Origin of the sequence: Hymenobacter psychrotolerans DSM 18569, from assembly GCF_900142395.1 — a bacterium.
Classification (GTDB): Bacteria; Bacteroidota; Bacteroidia; order Cytophagales; family Hymenobacteraceae; genus Hymenobacter; species Hymenobacter psychrotolerans.
In genome coordinates this window covers 34088-54167 of the sequence record NZ_FRAS01000023.1, presented here as the reverse complement: position 1 = coordinate 54167, position 20080 = coordinate 34088, and the positions used below count along the sequence as shown (strand labels likewise).

Annotated in this window: 17 protein-coding genes; 7 read left to right on the top strand and 10 right to left on the bottom strand. The window is 60.9% G+C overall.

The window, feature by feature from the left end:
- Positions 1 to 25 precede the first annotated feature (25 nt).
- Positions 26 to 1423: a hypothetical protein gene (locus BUE15_RS17345; RefSeq protein WP_073287923.1), complete on the top strand. Its 1398-nt coding sequence runs from the start codon at positions 26 to 28 to the stop codon at positions 1421 to 1423.
- 103 nt (positions 1424 to 1526) lie between these two features.
- Here BUE15_RS17345 and BUE15_RS17340 read toward each other — a convergent pair whose 3' ends face one another.
- Complete coding sequence (locus tag BUE15_RS17340; RefSeq protein ID WP_073287921.1) at positions 1527 to 2510, bottom strand: pyruvate dehydrogenase complex E1 component subunit beta; 984 nt, start codon at positions 2508 to 2510, stop codon at positions 1527 to 1529.
- A gap of 974 nt (positions 2511 to 3484) precedes the next feature.
- On the bottom strand, positions 3485 to 5212 hold the full coding sequence (locus BUE15_RS17330; protein ID WP_073287917.1) for a tetratricopeptide repeat protein: 1728 nt from the start codon (positions 5210 to 5212) through the stop codon (positions 3485 to 3487).
- Between the two features lie 237 nt (positions 5213 to 5449).
- On the opposite strand from BUE15_RS17330, the gene BUE15_RS17325 reads away from it, so the two are divergent.
- Positions 5450 to 5668, top strand: a complete 219-nt coding sequence (locus BUE15_RS17325; protein ID WP_073287915.1) for a PspC domain-containing protein — start codon at positions 5450 to 5452, stop codon at positions 5666 to 5668.
- Between the two features lie 103 nt (positions 5669 to 5771).
- Here the strand turns inward: BUE15_RS17325 and BUE15_RS17320 are convergent, their stop codons facing one another.
- From BUE15_RS17320 to BUE15_RS17295, 6 genes are all read right to left on the bottom strand, one after another.
- Complete coding sequence (locus BUE15_RS17320) at positions 5772 to 6794, bottom strand: glycosyltransferase (RefSeq protein WP_317614843.1); 1023 nt, start codon at positions 6792 to 6794, stop codon at positions 5772 to 5774.
- Between the two features lie 43 nt (positions 6795 to 6837).
- Positions 6838 to 7167: a YbaB/EbfC family nucleoid-associated protein gene (locus BUE15_RS17315; protein ID WP_073287914.1), complete on the bottom strand. Its 330-nt coding sequence runs from the start codon at positions 7165 to 7167 to the stop codon at positions 6838 to 6840.
- Positions 7168 to 7388: 221 nt separating this feature from the next.
- Positions 7389 to 8990 carry a sensor histidine kinase gene (locus tag BUE15_RS17310; RefSeq protein WP_073287912.1) on the bottom strand — a complete coding sequence of 534 codons (1602 nt, stop codon included), beginning with the start codon at positions 8988 to 8990 and terminating at the stop codon, positions 7389 to 7391.
- A 215-nt stretch (positions 8991 to 9205) separates the two neighbouring features.
- Positions 9206 to 11251 (bottom strand): HelD family protein, encoded by a 2046-nt coding sequence (locus BUE15_RS17305; RefSeq protein ID WP_073287910.1) that lies wholly within the window; start codon positions 11249 to 11251, stop codon positions 9206 to 9208.
- Between the two features lie 111 nt (positions 11252 to 11362).
- Positions 11363 to 11977, bottom strand: coding sequence for a trimeric intracellular cation channel family protein (locus tag BUE15_RS17300; protein ID WP_073287908.1), 615 nt, complete (start codon positions 11975 to 11977; stop codon positions 11363 to 11365).
- Between the two features lie 76 nt (positions 11978 to 12053).
- Positions 12054 to 13088 (bottom strand): type VI secretion system baseplate subunit TssG, encoded by a 1035-nt coding sequence (locus tag BUE15_RS17295; protein ID WP_073287906.1) that lies wholly within the window; start codon positions 13086 to 13088, stop codon positions 12054 to 12056.
- A 213-nt stretch (positions 13089 to 13301) separates the two neighbouring features.
- Here BUE15_RS17295 and BUE15_RS17290 point away from each other — a divergent pair, with 213 nt between their 5' ends.
- The 5 genes from BUE15_RS17290 (at position 13302) to BUE15_RS17270 (ending at position 18640) form a co-directional block, all read left to right on the top strand.
- On the top strand, positions 13302 to 14141 hold the full coding sequence (locus BUE15_RS17290; protein ID WP_073287904.1) for a TssN family type VI secretion system protein: 840 nt from the start codon (positions 13302 to 13304) through the stop codon (positions 14139 to 14141).
- Positions 14142 to 14253: 112 nt separating this feature from the next.
- Positions 14254 to 15387: a hypothetical protein gene (locus BUE15_RS17285; RefSeq protein ID WP_139252383.1), complete on the top strand. Its 1134-nt coding sequence runs from the start codon at positions 14254 to 14256 to the stop codon at positions 15385 to 15387.
- Between the two features lie 33 nt (positions 15388 to 15420).
- Complete coding sequence (locus tag BUE15_RS17280) at positions 15421 to 16314, top strand: hypothetical protein (protein ID WP_073287900.1); 894 nt, start codon at positions 15421 to 15423, stop codon at positions 16312 to 16314.
- A 28-nt stretch (positions 16315 to 16342) separates the two neighbouring features.
- Entirely contained in the window at positions 16343 to 16768 is a 426-nt protein-coding gene (locus tag BUE15_RS17275) for a GPW/gp25 family protein (RefSeq protein WP_073287898.1), read from the top strand.
- A 27-nt stretch (positions 16769 to 16795) separates the two neighbouring features.
- Positions 16796 to 18640, top strand: coding sequence for a type VI secretion system baseplate subunit TssF (locus BUE15_RS17270; protein ID WP_073287897.1), 1845 nt, complete (start codon positions 16796 to 16798; stop codon positions 18638 to 18640).
- Between the two features lie 138 nt (positions 18641 to 18778).
- On the opposite strand, the gene BUE15_RS17265 is transcribed toward BUE15_RS17270, so the two are convergent.
- Both BUE15_RS17265 and BUE15_RS17260 read right to left on the bottom strand, forming a co-directional pair.
- Positions 18779 to 19555 carry an ankyrin repeat domain-containing protein gene (locus BUE15_RS17265; RefSeq protein ID WP_170865300.1) on the bottom strand — a complete coding sequence of 259 codons (777 nt, stop codon included), beginning with the start codon at positions 19553 to 19555 and terminating at the stop codon, positions 18779 to 18781.
- Between the two features lie 242 nt (positions 19556 to 19797).
- Positions 19798 to 20079: a hypothetical protein gene (locus tag BUE15_RS17260; protein ID WP_139252382.1), complete on the bottom strand. Its 282-nt coding sequence runs from the start codon at positions 20077 to 20079 to the stop codon at positions 19798 to 19800.
- Between the last annotated feature and the right edge of the window lies 1 nt (position 20080).

Here is a 20080-nt window from a genome sequence, read left to right as displayed (position 1 = left end):
CGGCTTCGATAACTATTAGATTCTCTTGCTGACACGACTATTATCGGAGCAGGGCCGCCCGTGGCTCCCGTACTGGCGCCTGACGCTGCTGCTGCTGCTGGCGTACTTGCTGTATCTGCCGTTTTCCGGCTACACGCGCCTCTACCACGACTCGCTGAATTACTGGTTCATCTCCATCTTTTTCCATAAGGAAGGCAGTTTCTCGCTGCTCAACTTTCACGACAGTTTCCGTGGCTATCTGCTGCCGCTGCTGCTGCTGCCGCTGCGGATTGTGCAGTTCTACACTCATCTGCCGCCCATTCTGTTTGCCCGTGTGTTTGGAGCAGTATCAGCAGCGGTGGGGTTTGGGCTGATTGGGCCATTGCTGTGGCAGGCCGTGCGGGGGCAGCAGGAGCCGCTGGCCTGGGGGCGGCGGCTGGCCTTCGCCGTCCTGGGTTTTGCCTTGTGGCGCGACTATTTCAATTTCACGCTCACTGATTTCCCGGCTTTGTGGGCGCTGGCCTTGGGCCTGCTGCTGCTATACAGGCGTAAGTGGTGGGCAGTAGCTGGCGCCGGAATGTGCCTGGCGGCGGCCTGCAATATGCGGCCTACGTATCTGATTGCCGTTCCCTTTTTCCTCGTGCTGGCATTGCTGCTGGCTCCTCAGCGCAGCGTGGCGTGGCGCGCAGTTCGCGGAGTGGTGCTACTGGCCGGCATGGCGCTGGCGTGGCTGCCGCAACTGCTGATCAATCAGCACCAGTTTCAGCAAAGCTCGCCGCTGGTGCTGGCTCAGCATGAAAACCTGGAGACGGACAACCTCTACCGCGAAAAGCTGAAATGGGGCCTGCTACACCAGAAATACGAAACCACTATTCGCACTGACTACTACGAGCCCGTCATGATTTTTCGGGATGCCGCCGGCGAGCAGTTGGTAAAGCAGGAGCACATCGGCTGGTTCGATTCCTATGGTAGCTACTTCCGGCTGGTACTACGCCATCCGCTCACGTTCACCAAAATGTACGCATGGCGGCTGTTCAACGGCCTCGATGTGCAGTATCCTACGCCCTACATCAAGCAGGTATACGTGCCGACTTGGGGGCTGGCGTGGCTGAACTATACGGTATGGTTTGGGGCGCTGCTGGTGCTGTTGCGCGTCCGGTTCTGCCGGGTGCACTGGCAACAGTGGCTGGTGCTGGCCGTGCTGCTGGTGCCCTGCATCCCGATGCTGCCCATGAGCATGGAATGCCGCTTTCTGCTGCCGCTGCACCTGCTGCTGTATGCCGTGCTGTGTTTCGGCTGGCCGGCGGCGTGGCGCCCGGCTTTGGTGCCGCGCCCGGTACTGCTGGCCACCGGCGTGGCGTATGTGGTATTCTTAGGGCTATGCTTCTGGGCTTCTGCCACCGCACAGGCTACGCTTGAGCTGGGGCCGCGCAGTCTGTGGTAGCAGAAGTTGCGGAACTCAGCTGCAAGCCAACAAAAACGCCTCGCCGGAAAAACCGGCGAGGCATTTTTATCTAATTGAGTCAGCAGAGCCAATTCCGCGAAATTTAGGCTTTCTGATACGTCACCTCACGCACCGCATTGATGGTGCGGGCCACGTTCGGGAGCGAGGCTTCGATGAGGGTAGGAGCGTAGGGCAGCGGCACATCCATGCAGGTTACGCGAACTACGGGCGCATCGAGGTAGTCGAAGGCGCGGCGCTGCACGGTGTAGGCCAGCTCGGAGCTGATGCTGGCCAGCGGCCACGCTTCCTCTACCACCACCATGCGGTTGGTTTTCTTCACCGAGTTTACCAGCGTGTCGTAGTCAATCGGACGTACGGAACGCAGGTCAATTACTTCGGCTTCGATGCCTTCCTTGGCCAGCTCATCGGCGGCAGCCAGGGCAATTTTCATCATCTTGCCGAAGCTCACCAGCGTCACCGATTTGCCTTCGCGCACCACGTTGGCCTTGCCGATTTCCAGCACATACTCTTCCTCGGGCACCTCGCCCTTGTCGCCGTACATCTGCTCCGACTCCATGAAGATTACCGGGTCAGCGTCGCGGATGGCGGCTTTCAGCAGGCCTTTGGCGTCGTAGGGGTTCGATGGAACCACCACTTTCAGGCCGGGCGTGTTGGCGTACCAGTTCTCGAAGTTCTGCGAGTGCTGGCTGCTGAGCATGCCGGCGCTGCCCGTAGGCCCGCGGAACACGATGGGGCAGGAGTACTGCCCGCCCGACATCGAATAAATCTTCGCCGCCGAGTTGATTACCTGGTCGATGGCAACGAGCGAGAAGTTGAAGGTCATGAACTCAATGATGGGCAGCAGGCCGTTAATGGCCGCGCCCACGCCGATACCGGCAAAGCCGAGCTCCGCAATGGGAGTGTCAATTACGCGTTCCGGGCCAAACTCGTCCAGCATGCCCTGGCTTACTTTGTAGGCGCCGTTGTACTCGGCTACTTCTTCGCCCATCAGGAACACGCGCGGGTCGCGGCGCATTTCTTCGGACATGGCTTCACGCAGGGCTTCCCGGAATTGGATGGTCCGCATAGTCTGTTGCAGTTCGAAAGTCAGAATGAAAAAGCCGGGCGAGCCGGCGCGTAAAGCTACAACGGCTAGCCGGGACGGGCAAATAAAGGCGGCTTCTGAGTGGAAACTGGCCTGAAAAGCAGGCTATAGCTTCTCCAGCCTTCGGCCGGTATCAGCCATTACTACCCTATATAGCTGTTTTGCGCACCTGATGTAGCGCGTGGTTTCGGGCAGCTCCATTGTATTCGCATGCTGGCGAAGAAAGGCGCCTTTTCTGTAAGTCAGCACCAGCGTATCACCTCTTTGTTCTTGGCTGGTGATACTGGTTTGCACAGCGGAATTCAGGGACGTCACGATAAGCTGCCGATTATTCAGAAGCAGCAGTAGCGCGCTGTCTGGCTCAGTATGGGGTACTTTGGTGGAAAGACAGCCGGTAAATAGTACTGCCGATGCCAGCAGGGAATACGCTCGTTTCTTCATAATTCAGAATGAAAAAGCCGAGCTAGCCGCCACGTAACGCTATAGTAAGTAGCTGGGATGGGCAAATAAGAACGACTTCATCGTATCAGTATAGTGTTAGGCAATCCATAGTTGGAATTAGATATAATAATTCATCACACAATCATTGTTTAGTGTCAATATAAGCATAAGCCTATTGTAGGCAGAATAGAATTGTTACAGGAATAGATGCCAGCACATAGAACAGGCTTAAGTAGTAGATCCATTTATGTAGTGCTGATTTTGGGCTACGGTTTACGTAAGCAATGATTCCCATAATTAGTGGTGCAATAAAAAGCAGGTAACACATGACGACGGAGGCTTGTCCAGACCAAGTCTCTGTTAATGCGCATAACAAAACCACCACAAGGCTCCCATATGTTATAGCTAAGCCAAGGAATTCATAGATGGGAAAACGTGCAGATCCACTACTTACGACTTTCATTCTAAATTGAGGAAAGAAAATGGTGCTGTTGATCGAAGCAATAATTTATTAGTTACCGCAGCACTTCCAGAAACACTTTGCCTTTGGCGTATTCGGCAAACTCCAGGTCCTCAACGGCGCGGCTGGCGAATTTCCGGTCCAGCTGCACGGCGCGGCGCAGATTCTGGCCCATCTGAGCTTCATCCTTTTGGCGGGCGGCCACCACGGCCAGGCAGTAGTAAGCTAGTGGGTCGTTGGGTTTCAGGGCCAGGGCTTCCTGGTAGATGCCGGTGGCGCCAGGGTAGTTGCCTTTCAGCAAATAAATGAGGGCCCGATTCATGGTGTTCTGGTAGCTTTTCGAGCTGTAGCTGAGGCTGCCCAGCGCGTCGTCCAGCTGCCCGATTTCGATTTCCAGCGCCGCTTTATCGGCAAACACCTTGTCCAGCACCGGGCGCGGGCCGCCGAGCTTGATGGCGTAGTCGTAGTTCTGCAGGGCCTCCAGCTTGTCGCCGGCGCGGTGGTAGGCGGTGGCGACGCGGTAGAACATGTTGGCGGTGGGGTTGCGGTGCGCCGCCAGCGTGAAGTTCACGGCCGAGCGGCGCAGGTAGGCCCGGCGCACCTTGTCGCTCACTTCTTTTTCAGAGCGCTGCAGCAGCACCACGCCCAGGTTGTGGTAGGCTTCCCAGCGGCCGGTAGTAGCGGCCGACGTTTCGTAGATGCGCTGCTTTTCAGCCAGCAGCGGCGTGAGTGTAGCCGAGTAGCGCAGCTCCTCCGGCGTCAGGGCATCGGCTTCCAGCTGCTTCTCCACAATCTTTTTCGAGAGCAGATAGATTTCCGAATCGTAGCGCTTAGGGGCCGTGTACTGCACCGCTACCGTCCCGAAGCGCATCACCGGGTAGATGTATTGCTCCAGATAGTCGAAGTAGGAGAGCTTGTGCAGGCTTTTTTCCTTCTGGGCATAGGTGCCGGGCGTATCGTTGATGAGCAGCAGCACCGAATCCACCTGCGCGGGCTTCAGCGCCGACTGCTGCACCTTGCTCAGAAACAGGTCCCAGCGGCGGTGGTACGCTTCGGTTTCGAAGTCGATGTCGCGCACGCGGTTCAGGTAGGAATCCGTATCGACGCGGTTTTTGTAATACTTCTGCAGCGCCAGCACGCGCTTGTCGGCCAGGCGCTGGTCGTGGGAGTCCAGCGAGTCGGGCGAGTGGCCGGCCACTATCATCACCTTCTCAGTACGCTGGTTGGCTTCAATGAAATCTTCCAGCGCCGCTACGTTGGTGCCCAGGTAGTTGCGGATTTCGGCCTTGCCGGCATCGAAGAAGAACGGCAGCACGCGGGTGCCGCTCATGTTGTTGTCTACGTTGTCAACCAGCAGCGCAATGGCCATATCCTGGCGCACCACCAGTTGGCCCGTACTCACGATGCCCCGCGCCACCCGAAATTCCTTGCCTTTCACCCGTTTGCCTTTGGGTTTCAGCTCGCGGGCTTCGGGCAGGGCCAGCAGCTCGCCGGGACTTTTGGCCGGGGTGTAGGGGAATGCCAGCTGCTTTTTCAGTACCAGCAGGTCTTTATTTTCCTCGTCGTACACATACTCGCCCGACACGAAGGAGAGGCGGCCGAGGGTGTCTTCGCGCAGGCCAGTATCGTAGGCGTAGCGCAGGTTGAGGCCATAGGCCGCGCCTTTTTTCAGATGCCTGGCCGGTACGCGGGCCGTCACCTCGAAGAGCACATTTTCGCCGTTACTTTCCAGTACCGCCGGCTGTACGCTCACTTGCTGGCCGCTTTGCGCAACCTTCAGCATCTTAGGTAGCGTACAACCGGGCAGCATACCGGCCGTAGCTAGTAGCACAGCAAGCGTAATCGGGGGCGAGAGGCTTCTCATAGGGCGGGTATCGGGCGGAATTTCAGACAACAAACGGAAAACCGCGTTCAGGAGACGTATCTTCGAAAGAATTTGCATCGCCTGAGCTTGTGCAGGCACACGTATCTTGTTATTTTGTACCAGGTTAGCAACACTCCGACTTTACAACAGGATGCTATGAAACGTCTTACCGACTACATCGAAAAGCAGAGCTTCGGCGTCTGCAATGCCTTGGGCAACCGGTTGGGCTTTTCCTCCACCAGCGTCCGGCTTTCGTTCGTGTACGCGTCGTTCTTCACGTTCGGCTCGCCGATTGTGCTCTACTTTGCCCTGGCTTTCTGGATGAACGTGCGCCGTGCCATGCGCCGGCAGCGCAGCACGGTCTGGGACCTGTAGCCCGCGCCTGGGCGTTTGGGTTGCTGCCTGCTCTTGTTTCAAGGGCGGGCTTTTTTGTGAGCTGCCTGCTCCAGGTGCGCAGCGAGGCCCAAAACGGCGGCACTCAGGAGAGCAGGCGCGCATCCAGCTCCGAGAATCTGCGTTTGCCCTGCCCGAAGTACGCCCACACCAGACTGCCCCGATACACCCCCGGCCGCTGCTGCGTGAGGCGTGGCGGATACTGCCGGCGCTTCTGCTTCCAGTACGAGAGGCGGCGGTAGAAGTCCCGGTGGGCCCGCAGAATGGCGCGGGCATCGGCAGTTTCGCCCTGCAGCAGAAAGCGCAGTGCCGCTACCCAGTCCAGCGTGAGGCGGGTAGCCAACGTACCGGCCAGCTCCGAGGCGTGCGTGTTCTTGTACACCAGCGCCAGGCCGTTGCGGAAATTGAGGTAGGTTTTGCGAGGATTCGATTTGTGCAGTGTGCCGCCGCCTACGTGGTAGACGATGCTGCTGCCGTGGTACCACACCTCATGCCCGGCATTCCAGAGGCGCCAGCATAAGTCTATTTCCTCCATGTGCGCGAAGAATTCCGGTTCCAGCCCGTTCAGCGCGTGCCAGACGCTCAGGCGCACCACCATGCAGGCGCCGGTGGCCCAGGCCACCGGCCGGGCGTCGTCGTACTGGCCGTGGTCGGGTTCCAGCGTATCGAAGAGGCGGCCCCGGCAGAACGGATACCCCAGCCGGTCGAGGTAGCCGCCGCCGGCCCCGGCGTATTCGAGCATCTCCGGCTCGGCCTGGGCGCGGATTTTGGGCTGCACGGCGGCCACCGCGGGGCGCTCTTCCAGCAACTGCCGCAGCGGCTGCAGCCAGCCCGGCGTCACGGCCACATCGGAGTTGAGCAGCACGGCATACCGAAGGTCTGGCGCCAACTGTTTCAGCGCCTGATTGTAGCCCTCGCAAAAACCCAGGTTTGCGGCGTGCGCAATCAGGCTTACCTGCGGAAACTCCTGCGCCAGCACCGCTACCGAGTCGTCGGTGGAGGCATTGTCTGCCACAATAATGCGGGCCCCGTTGCTGTGGGCAAGCACTGACGGCAGAAACCGGCGCAGCAAGGCCGCGCCGTTCCAGTTCAGAATGACCACGGCCACATCGGCGCAGGAAGCTGCTTCGGCAGCAGAGGGCGGGGAGCTGCTAGAGGCCAAAACCGCCGAGGTCGAGGCCGGGAATGTTGGGAATCAGGCCGCTGGTTTTGCGCTTCAACTCTTCTTTGGCCTTGTCGCCGGCTTCGTCCAGTGCCTTGTTCACGGCCGCTACCACCAGGTCCGACAGCATTTCCTGGTCGGAGAGGAGGGTTTCGTCGATTTCGAGCTTGATTACGCGGCGCTGGCCGTTGGCCGTGGCGCGCACCAGGCCGCCACCTGCCTCGCCGGTGGCCGTCACGAACTGCATTTCCTGCTGGGCCTGCTGCATCTTTTCTTGCAGCTCCTTCATTTTGCCCATCATGCCCATCATATCAAACATAAGTCTGTGTCGTTGATTCCGGCACGCCGGAAGGTGGTATGGCTTGTCAGCGGAACACAGCGCCTGTGAGGGCAGTCTGCCCGCTTTTGCCAAGGATAAGAAAGTGCGGAAACCGGACTGTTGGTTTCTGCCGGTGCTCAGGCTGCCTGGTGGCAGGAGCCGGCGCAATTTAGGAAGAGCTGCCCATTCCGACAGCCCGCACGGCAGCGCCCGGCCACGACTTAGGCCGTACCAAACCGGATGCGGAACGTGGCCCCCTCGCCGGGCTGGCTGTCTACCTCGATGCTGCCCCCATTAGCTTCCACGATGCGGTACACCAGATACAGCCCCACGCCGGTACCAGCTATATGGGTGTGCAGCCGCCGGAAGAGGTGAAACAGCTCGGTACCGTGCTTTTCCGCGTCGAAACCCAGGCCGTTGTCTTCTACCACCAGCACCGGCCGGCCCTGCTCTACCCACATCGACACGTGGATGCGGGCCGCCCGTGCCGGATCGGCGTATTTGAGCGAGTTGCCCAGCAGATTGAGCAGGATGGTGCGCAGGTTGGCGCGGGCAAACGACAGGGCCGGCCACGCCTGAAAATCGGTGGTGATGCGGGCGCGGGCCACGCGCACCTGCGGCTCCAGCGTGTTGACGACGTCCTCGGTCAGGTCATCCAGCGAAACCAGCTCGGCGTGCGTCTGGCTGAACTGCTGCGCCTGGCCCAGCGCGGCCAGATCATCAATGGTGATGCTGAGCTGCTGCAGGGCCTCATGCACCAGCGGCACCAGCAGCTGCTCCTCGGCCGCGTCGGCAAAGGTGCTGCTGCGGCGCATCTCCTCAAACAAGCCTGCCAGGTTATTGACCGGCTGCTTCAGGTCGTGGGACGCAGCATACACAAAGTTGTCCAGGCCCTGATTGGTGCGGGTGAGCTGCTCGTTGGCCTGCTTAAGGTCGGTGATGTCGATGGCCGAGCCTACGTAGCCATACAGGTCGCCGTTGGGGTAAAAGCTCGGCGCCGCCTGCGCCAGCAGCCAGCGGTACTGCCCGTCGTGGCGGCGCATGCGGTGTTCCAGCCGGTACTGCGAGCGGGTTCGGATGGCCTCGGTCAGCGTGTGCTGCGCCAGTTGCAGCTCCTGCGGCGGCAGATACGCCGACCAGCCCGTGGCCACGTACTCTTCCAGGCTCACTCCCACAAAGTCCAGGAAAGCCTGATTGGCGTAGCGGATGGTGGAGTCAGGATTTACGGCCCACACCTGGTTGGGCGCTGCATCGGCCATGATGCGGAAACGGGTTTCACTCTCGCGCAGTGCGGCCAGGGCCTCGTGCTGGGCGCGGGTGCGTTCCGCTACGCGGGCTTCCAGCTCCCGGTTAACCTGCCGGAGCTGCTGCTGAGTATCGAGCAGCTCGGCGCTGGTAGCCTGGTGCCGGTCTAGCCCGGCGGCCAGCAGCGTAACATCCGACACGCTATGCAGAATGTGGCTTACGCGGCCCTGCTCATCCAGGATGGGCGTGTTGCGCGGCAGCCAGTGGCGCTCCACAAACTGGCCCGGTCGGCTGGGGTCTGGCACATCGTAGCGCTGCTGGAGCATGATGTGCGGTTGTCTGGTAGCCAGGACCTGCTCCAGCGAAGCGCGCAGGTTGCGCACGGAGTGAGCTTCCGGTGTGGCCGGGTTATCGGGAAAAACCTCGAACATGCAGTGCCCCAGCAGGTCTTCACGCCGGGTAAGCGTGGCCGCCAGATACGAGTTGCTGACGGCCTCAATACGCAGTTCGGCAGACAACAGCAGCGTGGCGTCGGGTAGCGCGCGAAAGACGGAAAGCAGCGAAATAGTGGGATACACGCCGAAAAGTAGCTAGTGGGGTCAGGGGAGCGGCTGCCGGGCCACGCGCACGCCGGAACCAGGCGGAGGGCCCTGGCGGCGCGGGCTGAACGGCAAAAGAAAGCAGCGGCGTCGGACCTTCAGGAAAGTCATCAGCGCCGCATACCGCACGTAAGGTAGGCGGTTTATGCCTGGCACCTGTACCCAGGGCAGACGCCACACCGGGCAACCCTGCTTCAGCTGGCCAGAAACGCAGTAAGCTCCCCCGAATAGGTCAGCGTGAGCTGGTGCATGGCCCGCGTGCAGGCCACGTAGAGCATACTTTTGTCTACTTCGGTTTTGTAGGAGTGGGCAGACACAAAAGGCACCACCACGGCGTCGAATTCCAGCCCTTTCGCCAGATGCGCCGTCGTGATAATGATGCCTTCCTTGAAAGACGTGGATTCCTCCGTGAGCAGATGAATGCCGGGAGCCGGCAGCGCCTCGTGCACCCGCTCGGCCTGCCGGAGCGTTTTGCAGATGATGCCCAACGACTGGTGGCCGGAGCTGCCAAACGCCGCAGTCAGCTGCCGGATGGCGGCCAGCTCTTCGTCTGTGCCGTTGCAGCGTCGTATTTCGGGCACCGGCCCATGCCGCTCCAGAGGCAGGATATCGGGGTTGGGCCGGAGCTGCTGCGCAAAGGCCGTAATTTCCAGCGTGGAGCGGTAGCTGCGGTTGAGCCGGACTACTTCGGCCTGCGGGAAGACCCGCTCAATGGTTTCGGCCGAGGAGGCGCTGTAGGGGTTCACCGTCTGGCTGACGTCGCCGAGGATGGTTTTGCGGCACAGAAACAGCCGCGACAATACGGCGTACTGCACCGGCGTGTAGTCCTGCATTTCGTCCACGAGCAGGTGCTTGACGTGCTCATACACGGTAATGCCTTCCAGCCGCAGGCGCAGGTAGATGAGAGCAAACACATCGGCGTACTCCAGGGGCTGGCGGTGGTCGATGCGGAGCAGTTCGGGCCGCCCGATCCACTGGTAAAAGTCGCGGTACAGGTCCAGCACGTTAGTGAGCCGGAACATGCAGGGTATGGCTTCCCCGATAGTGCCTTTTTCCTGGCCCGTCAGCTTGCGGCCGGCCGCGTCGCGCACGTACGCGCGCACATCGTTGGCTACCAGCGCAAACCGCTTCAGCAGCGGCACGCGGTGGTAGGCCTTGAATTTTTGCTGAAGCAGCGCCGCCGGTACCACGGTGCGGCCCACCCGCAGCTCCCGCACTGAGAAATAGTTGTTTTCTATGTGGAGCAGATACTGGTTCAGCCGGCTCAGAAACTCAAACGAAGACTTGAACCGGATGCGCTCAATAAACGCCGCATCGTGCCGCTCCAGCAGCGCCGAAACCTGCTCGAAAAAGGTCTGGAACGGATACCGGTTTTCCAGCAGGTCGGCCGCCAGCTCTTCCATGCCCATCTCCGGAATGTGCTCTTCGCCCAGCTCGGGCAGCACGTTCGAGATGTAGTCGGCAAAAACCTTGTTGGGCGAGATGATGAGGATGTCCCGGGCCGCTATGGTTTCGCGGTAGCGGTAGAGCAGAAACGCAATGCGGTGCAGGGCAATGGAGGTTTTGCCCGAGCCGGCCACCCCCTGAATAACCATGACCGGGGCGGTTTCGTTGCGGATTACGGCGTTCTGGTCGCGCTGTATCGTGGCAACGATGGTCTTCATTTTGTCGTCCGAGGACTTGGCCAGCTCGCGCTGCAGCACGTCGTCGTGGATATTCACGTCGTTTTCGATCATGAATTCCAGCCGCCCGTCCCGGACCTTGTACTGCCGCTTCCGCTCGATGGTGCCGCGCACCGTGCCCGAAGGCGTGGGGTAGGAGGCCTCACCCAGCTCGAAATCATAGAACATCGACGAGACCGGGGCGCGCCAGTCGTAGATCAGGTTGGCGCGCTGCTGCTCATCGAAAAAGGAGTACATGCCGATGTAGACCGGCACGGTGGCCTGGCCCTGAGCGGCAAAATCAATGCGCCCGAAGTACGGCGACTGCATGAGCTTCAGGAGCTTGCGTTTCCGGGTTACGGCAGCTTCGCCCGTAAAGGCCATGCGGTTGATGGACTGGCCGGCCGCCACCATATCGGCCTCATCCATGCCGGACTGGTGCTCGTGGATGTAGCTTTTCTTCTGCCGCAGCTCGTTGGACGACTGTTTGACGGCTTCATCTACCCGGACAACAGCCCGCGTCAATTGCTCCTTGATGTGTTCCAGGTACTCTCGCTCTTCTCGTTCCGTGGCGTTCATTCTGATCGGCTCTTGCAAAAGGGACCTTAAAGGTGGCACCAAATTCCGGTCGGGAGAAGCCGCCTGCGGTTTTTCGGGGAAAGCGGCCGGCCAACAGCCCGCGGCCACCGGCTAGGCCCGGACGGCGGGAAGCGCCCAGCGTTTGCGGATAGCCAGCAGCCGGAAGCCGGTTATCACGCCCACTGCCAGCAGGAACACGAGGGTAGGATGAAGGCCCAGCGGCAGCAGCAGTACGTAGGCCACCGCGCCCGTCAGGCAGGGCGTAGCGTACAGCTGGCGCTCAAACACCAGCGGCACCTCATTGGCCAGCGTATCCCGGATAACCCCGCCAAACAGCGCCGAAACGATGCCCAGCAGAACCGCCGCCCACGTATTGACGCCCGCGTTCAGTGCCTTTTCCAGGCCCATAATTGTGAAGATGCCGATGCCCAGCGTGTCAAATAACAGCAGCGGACGGTGCAGAATGCCCAGCCACCAGCGGCGGCAGGCAATAGCTATGACTACGCCCAGAGTAATGACCGTCAGGTAGTTGGCGTCGCTGATCCAGGCCACCGGATAGGCCTGAATGATGACGTCGCGCAGGGTGCCGCCCCCAACGGCGGTTACAAACGCGAAAATGAACAGCGCCAGCACATCGTGGCTCTTGTTCTTGTTCAGGGCCGCCAGCGTGCCGGATATGGCAAACACGCCGGTTCCGAGCAAATCCGTCAGATAAATTATGTTCATGCAAGGTCTGCTGAATGGCCGGCGCACAGGCACGGTGTGGTCCTGTGAGGTAGGTCGGTTGATACTGGCTGCCGGGCTACAGGCCTACCGTGGTGTAGCCCAGCACGGCGGTATCTCCTTCGTCGGAAAGCACGAAAGACTGGCTTGACGCTGACATTTCGTAGCGCACGACCACATCCGTTTCGAACGCCACGAAGTAGCTGCACAGCAGTTTCAGGGCCCGCGACTGCCACGTGTCCGGCGCAAGGTAGTGCTGCAGCTCCGCCGCCGATAACGACTGCAGGCTGATTTCGAGGGCCGGCAGCGTTTCGTGGTAGGCGCCGCTCAGTACAAAGTCGCGGCCCAGCTCGCCCTGGCCCAGCGCCACCCCGGCGGCCCCAAGGGGCTGGCTGGTTTCGGGCTCGAAGGTGAGGGGCGCAATGGTGCGCAGGCGCACAGGTACTTCCAGGATGCTTTCGAAAACCTGTCGCGTGCGGTCCAGGTCGCCGGTGATGCGGTGGGCCAGGGGCAGCAGGTAGAGCAGCGCCGTCACCTGCTTGGGCGGCAGCTGCCCCGAGAGCTCCCAGAAGCGGGCCAGCACCTCGTTGTACCACTGCGCCGACAGGTTGGTCATGTAGCGGCGCTCCTCCTGCTCCAGCAGCACCCGGAACCGGAAAAACTCCTGCTCCAGAGGAAGAAAAAACCGCCGGGTGGCTTTTTCGCGGCGGCGCTGGGCCTGAATGTCTTCTACCATAGCCCGCGCGCCCTGCTGCGGCGTGGGGTCGCCGGGATGGTGAAACAACTGCTGGGGCAGCGCGTCGTAGAGCCCTTCCCGATGCACCTCGATGCCGATTTTGGGACTGTGCCACCGGTCGGTAGGCTCCTCGGTTATGGCCCCGATGTCGCGGCGGTAGCGCCGGGCAAACAAACTGGCGGGGCGCACCACAAACTCATCGAGCTGGTAGCCGTGTGCCAGCAAATCGGCCAGTACCACTTCCAGCCGCAGGTCGATGGGTTGGCGCCGCAGCTTTTCCAGCAGCAGCCGGGCCGAGGTGGGCGGGGGGCTGGGCGGCGCGGCCGGCGCCGGTGCCGCCCAGCCGAAGAAGTGTCCAAATGGGCTGTGGTTTGGCATACTATCTTTTTTCTGACAACTTACAAACGGATGAAGCCGGCCCGGGATACGGAACAGGTAACCTGCAAGCCTAAAACTAGGTAAAGCAAGGTAATCTGTGGCGTTACGTGCTACTTCGGCTGCCAGCCGATGTGGTCTGCCACTACTCTCTGTTTTCCGGGTTGCCAGCAATTGATACGAGTGTTTTTTACTTACTAAAAGCCAGAACAACTTATGCTGACTCCCAACCCGGAAGCTCAGGCGCGCAGTGCAGCAAACAATATGTTTTCCTCGGCGCGGTCCGGCCTGCAGCAGAATCCGACGTTTATCAGCGTTTTTCTATACCTATTGAGTAGCCTGGTGCTGTTTGCGCTGCTGGGAGCCGGCGCCGTATACAGCCCGTTGCCGTTCAAAACCACGTTTCTGCTGCTACAGGCGGCTTCGGTGCTGCTGGGCTGCTTTCATCTGTATGCGCAGCAGCAGTGGCTGCCCTGGTTTGATGCCGACGAGTGGGTGCACGGCACTGTCATGACCACGCTCGGCTGGATGGCCGGGGCGCTGGGCGTGGCGCTGCTGGTGTGGCTGCCGGGGCTGGAGGGCCGCACGGCGCCTACCGCATTCGTGATGGCCACGCTGCCCGCCGTCATTCCCTACTTCTTCTACGAGGCCTACCGCAGCTGGCAGCGGATTCCGCACCGCGCCTACAAGCTGTGGTACTACCAGGCAAACGCGCCCGGCCCCGACCTGGCCCGCATGGACCTGAACAACTTTATGGTGGTCCACTTCTGGATGTCGCGCCGCTTCGGCGAGTCGCTCTACCACGATTTTTCGTCGAAGGCGCCCTACGAAATGCACTTCGCCGACCTGTTTCAGATCTTTCTCACCGACTACAACCTGCTCAAGCCTGAGCAGGCCATTCAGTATCTGGATGAGCAGGGCCAACCGTACGGCTGGATTTTCTACCCCAAGCAGCGCTGGTGGCAACCCCGGCGCTATCTTAACCCCGATTATAGCTTCCGCGACAATTTTCTCAAGCAAGGTGACATCATTGTGGCTCAGCGCGTGAAGCGCTAAGCTTCGCTTTTCCGGCAGCCCCTGCTCCGGCTGCCGCGTTACAACGGTTCTTCTTTCGCACTTCTCTATGCTACCCGAAATCAAGCACTATCCCGTGAACTGGGTTGATGGAATGAAAATTTCCCGGCGCCACTTCACCGAGCTTGAACAGTTTACCACTGAGCACCTGCGCGATGCAACGGCCGTAGGGCTGAGCGCACACTGCTACGGTCTGCTGCCCACCGATCCGCATGGCCTGTCTTCGTTTGAGCTGCTGCTCAGCGTAGACCAGCAGCAGGGCGTGCAGGCCCGCCTGACGCACTGCCGGGCCGTAACGGCTGGCGGAGCGCGCATTGAAATTACCGGGGGCAGCGAGCCGCTTACGCTGCGCACCAGCCTCGCCCAGCTACTGACGGACTTCAACCTGCCCACGGCCACCGAGCAGCTGCGTTTCAGCGTGGTGGTGTCCGTGAACCCGTACGTGCGGGTGCCTATGGGCCAGCCGGCTCCCGAAGAAATACCACCGCGCCACCCCTACACCCGCCCCGAGTACCAGCTTAGCGTGGTGCCAACGCAGCAGGTGAACACCTCCGCGGTCAGCTCTTTTCATCTGGTAGTAGGAGAGTTGGTGTACGCGGAAGGCGCTTTGCGGCCCGTTACGCAGTTTATTCCGCCCAGCACCGCTCTGAGCAGCCACCCGGCCCTGCTGAAATGGCTGCACCAGCTGGAGCACTTGCTGCAGGAGATTGAAACGGACGGCTTCAAGATCATCCATAAAGTAAAGCAGCGCCCCGACAAGAAAAGCCACCTCGGCGAGCAGGTACAGTTTCTGGCCGAGCGGGCCGTATTCGCGCTGGCCGGGCACCTCACCACGTTGCACCTGAGTGCCGCCGCCCAGCCCCCGCTGCACCTTCTCGACACACTGCTGCGGCTGGCCAAACACGTAAAAACCGCCCTCGACTGCCTGACGGAAACCGAGCGGGAAGAAATGCTCAAATACTTCGAACAATGGACGGAAACGCAGCCCGCCACGCTGCTCAACGCCCTGAGTGCCGCCGTCACGATGCGCTACGACCACCACCGCGTGCACGAGCACCTGGCCCAGCAGTACGCGCTGTGGCAGCTGATTGCCAACGTGTTTCGGCAGCTTACGCAGCTGGAGTATATCGGCAAGAACAAAGAAGGCTGGAAAACCTTCATCAATGAGAATCCCGTGGCCCCCACGGCCGCGCCGGAAAAGCCTGTTACGCGCTGGAATCCGTTCTAATTTCGCTCTTAGCTCCTCACTGCTCCCGCCTGCATGAAGCCTCTCAACCACGCCGAACGCACTACCCGCCTCTGGAAATTCCTTGTTTTCTATGTGCTGGCGCTGGCCCTGCCGCTGCTGGCATCCTATTACCTGTTTTCGGATGGCTCGATTGCCGATGAAAACCAGAAGCTGAAGCGGGAGCTGGAACGCACGCGCAACGAGCAACAGAAACTGCTGGTACAGCTCGATACGCTGACGGGCTACCTGCAGCGCATCGAACTCAACGACCGGCAGCTGCGCGCCGAAAGCAACGACCTGGTGGTAGGGGAGCTCAACAAGCGGAGTCAGGACTACCTGAACGCCATTGCCGTAACGCTGAGCGAGTTGCGGCGCGACTCCAGCCGCATGCAGTTCATGACTAACAAGCGCCTGGCCCACAACGTGCTGCGCGACTTCGACCTGTTCCGCAGCAACCGTAATACAGTGGATTTCCTGCGTCAGTCGCTTGATAAGAAGGGGATTGACGTGTCGGGCAAGGAGCAGCTGGCCGCCGAGCTGGCCCAGACCAAGCAACTGCTGGCTACCTACCAGGCAGCAGCCTCCAACCGGCCCGCGCCCGTGATGATCAGTGGCGGCGGTGGCGGGGGAGGTGGGGGCGGCGGCCGTACTGCCGACCTGCAGAACCGCCTGCAGGAAAGCAACGAGCAGGTAGCCCTGCTCACCGACCAGGTGCGGTTCAACAACGCCGACTGCCTGCGCCTGCGGGCCTCGGGCATGAGCAAGGAGCAGCGCAAGGAAATGCTGGAACAGGCGCGCAAAGGCTTCGTGGCTATTCTGCAGGACCCTAATTCCACCTCCGGCAACATGAAGGAAAGCGTGGAGAAGATGATTGACTCCATCGACAAGGAGCTGGGCCGCAAGCGGGGAATCTTCGGGTATAAATAAACCGCTGGCTGCCGCCCTGGTGCACATTATGAGCAACGAATACTACCGCCTGCCCCTGAACTTTGAGGAACTGCTGCAGCGCCGGCCGCTGGCCCGCTGCTCGGCGCAGGAGTCCATTGCCCAGCATCTGTACCTGATGCTCACTACGCACTTCGGCGAGTCGCGCTTCGACCCGGAATTCGGCTGCGTGGTGTGGCAGCAGGATTTCGAGGCCATGACCAACATGCGCTGGAAGGACAACGTGCAACGGTCGGTGGAGAAAGTCATTGCCGGGCGGGAGCCGCGCCTGGAGCAGGTAAAAGTGCTGGTCGGGGTCGAGGATTTCGAGATGAAAGGCGTGAGCCAACGGATCCGGAAGCGGCTGGAAGTAACGGTGCGCGCCGTGCTGCACCGCACCAACGAGCCATTTGCGTTCCGGGCCAGCCTGTTCGTGGCTCCGCTATCCGTCGTGTAAGTAAAGTTTACCTGAGCCGTATCCGCAATGCAGTCTTCCGAGGATTTCACCAAAGCCGGTATCAAGAGCCGCCTTATTCAGAAAGCCGCCGACATGTGGGGCTACACGGAGGCCGACATGGACGGCTTCGACCCGCTGGTGGAGCTGCTGCTGGAAGCCTGCGCCGTGGAGCTGGAGAAAATCGGGCAGGAAATCAATAACACCCAATACCGGCTGGTGGAGCGGCTGGCCAGCCTGCTCAACCCCGACGTGGTGGATGCGCCCCGGCCGGCCCACGCCATTGCGCAGGCCCCGCCGCGCGAGCCGCAGCTGCTGTTGCCGGCCGAGGCGCAGTTTCTGTTTTTGCGCGCCGGAGCGGGCCGGGCAGCCACCGGAGCCGGCATGTTCTTCTCGCCCGTGCAACCCACCCGCCTCACCGATGGCGCCGTGCGCTACTTAGCCACCGACGACCAGGTGTGGCGTGTGGAAGGAGCGGGGCAGAAGGTGCCAATGGCGGCCGCCACGCACTTCGAGCCCGCCGAGTACCGACGCCTCTGGCTGGGGCTGGAGCTGCACCCGGACGTGACGTCGCTGGCGGACCTCCTGTTCTATTTCGACTGGCTGAACGAGCCCCGCCGCGAGTCTTACCTGGCGTATCTGCCCGGAGAAGTGTGGCGGCTGGGCGACCGAAGCCTGCCGGTGGCGCAGGGCCTGGATGATTCTTCGCAGGCTACGCCGCTGCTTCATCAGGAATACGACTTTCTGCAGCGCGTAGAGCAGCACGTGCGCAATCTGTACGCGCCCAGCTTTGTGCGGCTGCTGCCCACACCGGCCACCGACCTGCAGTTTTACCTGCGCGAAACGTTTCCGGCGGCCCTGGCCGCCCGCTTCGCGCCGGAAGTGCGCGAGAAGTTCGTGCAGCCTCTTATCTGGCTGGAAATGCGCTTTTCGCCGGCTCTGCCGCCCGAAGCCCTGGCTTCGCTCACCTGCGGGCTCAACTGCTTTCCGGTCCTCAACCGGCGGCTCCACAAGCACCTGTTCCGGCTGCAGCCTGCCCTCAATATCTTTCCGCTGACTTCGGAGGAGGCGTTTCTGGCCATCAGGGAAGTGTACAGCCTGCGCAACGTGGTATTTCGCTCCACTACGCTCAGCAGCCTGCAGGAGCATGAAACCGACACCTACACGCTGCGCTACGGAGCCGGCCGCTTTGATGCCCGCTCGGGCAAGGAAGCCCTGCTGGAACTGCTCGATCTGCTCCGCGACGAAAGCCGGGCCTTTACCGCCACCGGCACCGATTTTGTGGCCAATACCTTGCGCGAGCTGAACCAGAACCTAGCCCGGCTGGAAGAACGCCTCAGCCAGACGGAGGCAGAAGCCAGCGGCGACCCGACGCCCTATGTGATGCTGCGCCCGCGCGACGCCAACGACAGCGTATACCTGGAGTATTGGTCGAGCGACGGGGAGGCCGCCAACCGCCTGCCCACCGGAACCCGCCTGCAGGTCTACGACGGCCACTACCTGGAAAGCGTGCACCTGCTGACTTCCACGAGCGGCGGCCGGGAGCGGCCCCGCCCCGAGGAACGGGTGCACGCGCTCCGCAAAAACCTGCTCAGCCGCAACCGTATCGTGACGCAGGAGGATATCCGGGCGGCATGCTGGGCCGAGCTTGGCAGCCAGCTTAGCCAGGTGCACATCGGGAAGGGCTTCCGCAACGGCGCCACACCCACGGCGGGTTTTGTGCGCTGCATTCAGGTGCAACTGACGCCCGCGCCCGGCAGCCGCCTTTCGGCACCGGAGTGGCAGCGCGCCGCCCACGATTTGCAGGTGCTGCTGGCCAGCCAGTCGGCCATGAACCTGCCGTATGAGGTGAGCGTAGCAGCGGCCGGTATGTAATCGGCGAAGGCGCGGGCTGCCGGCTACGAGCCGGCAGCCGCTACGCTACTTGGAGGGCGTGAAGAAAGGCGGCTCCGGTATGCCCTGCTGCTTCATCCAGGTTTTCATGGCGGCAAACGCCTGGTCTTCCTGCTGCGTCTAGGCCTTGCCCACTACCTCGGGCTGGGCGCCCAGCGCATCGAGCTTCTCACGCCAGGCGCGGCCCTCGGGCGTCTGTTCCCATTTGGCCCGGATGGCAGCGTAGCGTTTCGCCCCCGACGAAGGCACCGGGAACTTAACGCCGCGGGCGAGTAGCAGCTGCTTCACCTTGATCTGCCACCGGGTTGCCTCAGGATTGCCGACGCTCTTTTCCTGCGTGCTCAGCGCTACTTCGCCGTTGTTAAGTCGCCAGTCGGCGCCGCGCTCCAGTAGGTAGTGTACCATCTCGAAGTTGTTGAGGCTGGCCAGCGTAGCTGCTGCCGTTCCGCCGGCGCTGTCTGTGCCATTGATGTCGGCGCCATGGTCGAGCAGGATCTTCATGCGCGTGTAGTTGTTGCTATACACGGCGTTGAGCAGAGCGGGCATCTTCCGCTCATCCTTCGCATTCGGGTCAGCACCCAGCTCCAGCAATGCCACCAGCAGCTCGTCTTTGGGGCCTTCGGTGGCAATATTGATCAGGTGCGTCGTTTCGGTGCCGCCTTTGCCATCGGGCAGGCGCAACGGCTGATTTACATTGGCTTTATGCGCCACCAGCGCCCGCATGGCGTTGGTGTGGTGGTGCGAATACGCCCAGAACAGAAACGTGACGCCCTGCTTGCCCGGTTGGTTGGGGTCGAGGCTGGGGTGTTGCTTGAAAATAGCGTCAATCCTTACTGCATCATCCTCCCGAATGGCCTGGGCCAGCGTCAGGGCCGGAGCGGTGGGGAAGTATTCCACGGGCTTTTGCCTGTATATCGTATTAGCGGCTGATTCCATCGGGGGACATTGGGCGAAGGAAAAGAAGATCCAAAGCCAACTGGTAAACAGGGGCGTTTTGCCGGTGCGGTTGAGAAGTATATGTACCATGCAACTCCGGCGGCGGATGGGCCCCACATGACGCGTTTCAACTCCCCGATTCGATCTAAAGCTGCCTCTGCTGCCGTAGGCGTATCTGGCAGGCACGAGCGGCATCCGTCGGTTTATAAGATAAACTCACGGGGGCCAAGTATATAGAGAACCTTGCGGGTTGTGTCATCTAGTTTGATAAAGAACATTTCTTGGTCGAAAAAGCCTGGGTTGGTCAGGAAGGAAACAGTCCAGTGCCTGATCGGCTGGCCTTCAAAGCCAAGTAGGCCCGTGCTTGTGCCCTCGTAGCGGGCCTGCAGCCCGGTAGTGGTATCGTAGGCAATCTGGCGGTCTGCCAAGGCTTGTGCAGCCAGTTGCAATACAGTTTCTTCAGTAAGGGAAGGAAGTGAGGACATG

Bases quoted from the DNA above. Each gene is read 5' to 3' on its own strand.
- BUE15_RS17340 (WP_073287921.1), bottom strand. From the start codon at position 2,510: ATGCGGACCATCCAATTCCGGGAAGCCCTGCGTGAAGCCATGTCCGAA.
- BUE15_RS17330 (WP_073287917.1), bottom strand. From the start codon at position 5,212: ATGCTGAAGGTTGCGCAAAGCGGCCAGCAAGTGAGCGTACAGCCGGCG.
- BUE15_RS17325 (WP_073287915.1), top strand. From the start codon at position 5,450: ATGAAACGTCTTACCGACTACATCGAAAAGCAGAGCTTCGGCGTCTGC.
- BUE15_RS17315 (WP_073287914.1), bottom strand. From the start codon at position 7,167: ATGTTTGATATGATGGGCATGATGGGCAAAATGAAGGAGCTGCAAGAA.
- BUE15_RS17305 (WP_073287910.1), bottom strand. From the start codon at position 11,251: ATGAACGCCACGGAACGAGAAGAGCGAGAGTACCTGGAACACATCAAG.
- BUE15_RS17300 (WP_073287908.1), bottom strand. From the start codon at position 11,977: ATGAACATAATTTATCTGACGGATTTGCTCGGAACCGGCGTGTTTGCC.
- BUE15_RS17295 (WP_073287906.1), bottom strand. From the start codon at position 13,088: ATGCCAAACCACAGCCCATTTGGACACTTCTTCGGCTGGGCGGCACCG.
- BUE15_RS17290 (WP_073287904.1), top strand. From the start codon at position 13,302: ATGCTGACTCCCAACCCGGAAGCTCAGGCGCGCAGTGCAGCAAACAAT.
- BUE15_RS17285 (WP_139252383.1), top strand. From the start codon at position 14,254: ATGAAAATTTCCCGGCGCCACTTCACCGAGCTTGAACAGTTTACCACT.
- BUE15_RS17280 (WP_073287900.1), top strand. From the start codon at position 15,421: ATGAAGCCTCTCAACCACGCCGAACGCACTACCCGCCTCTGGAAATTC.
- BUE15_RS17275 (WP_073287898.1), top strand. From the start codon at position 16,343: ATGAGCAACGAATACTACCGCCTGCCCCTGAACTTTGAGGAACTGCTG.
- BUE15_RS17270 (WP_073287897.1), top strand. From the start codon at position 16,796: ATGCAGTCTTCCGAGGATTTCACCAAAGCCGGTATCAAGAGCCGCCTT.
- BUE15_RS17260 (WP_139252382.1), bottom strand. From the start codon at position 20,079: ATGTCCTCACTTCCTTCCCTTACTGAAGAAACTGTATTGCAACTGGCT.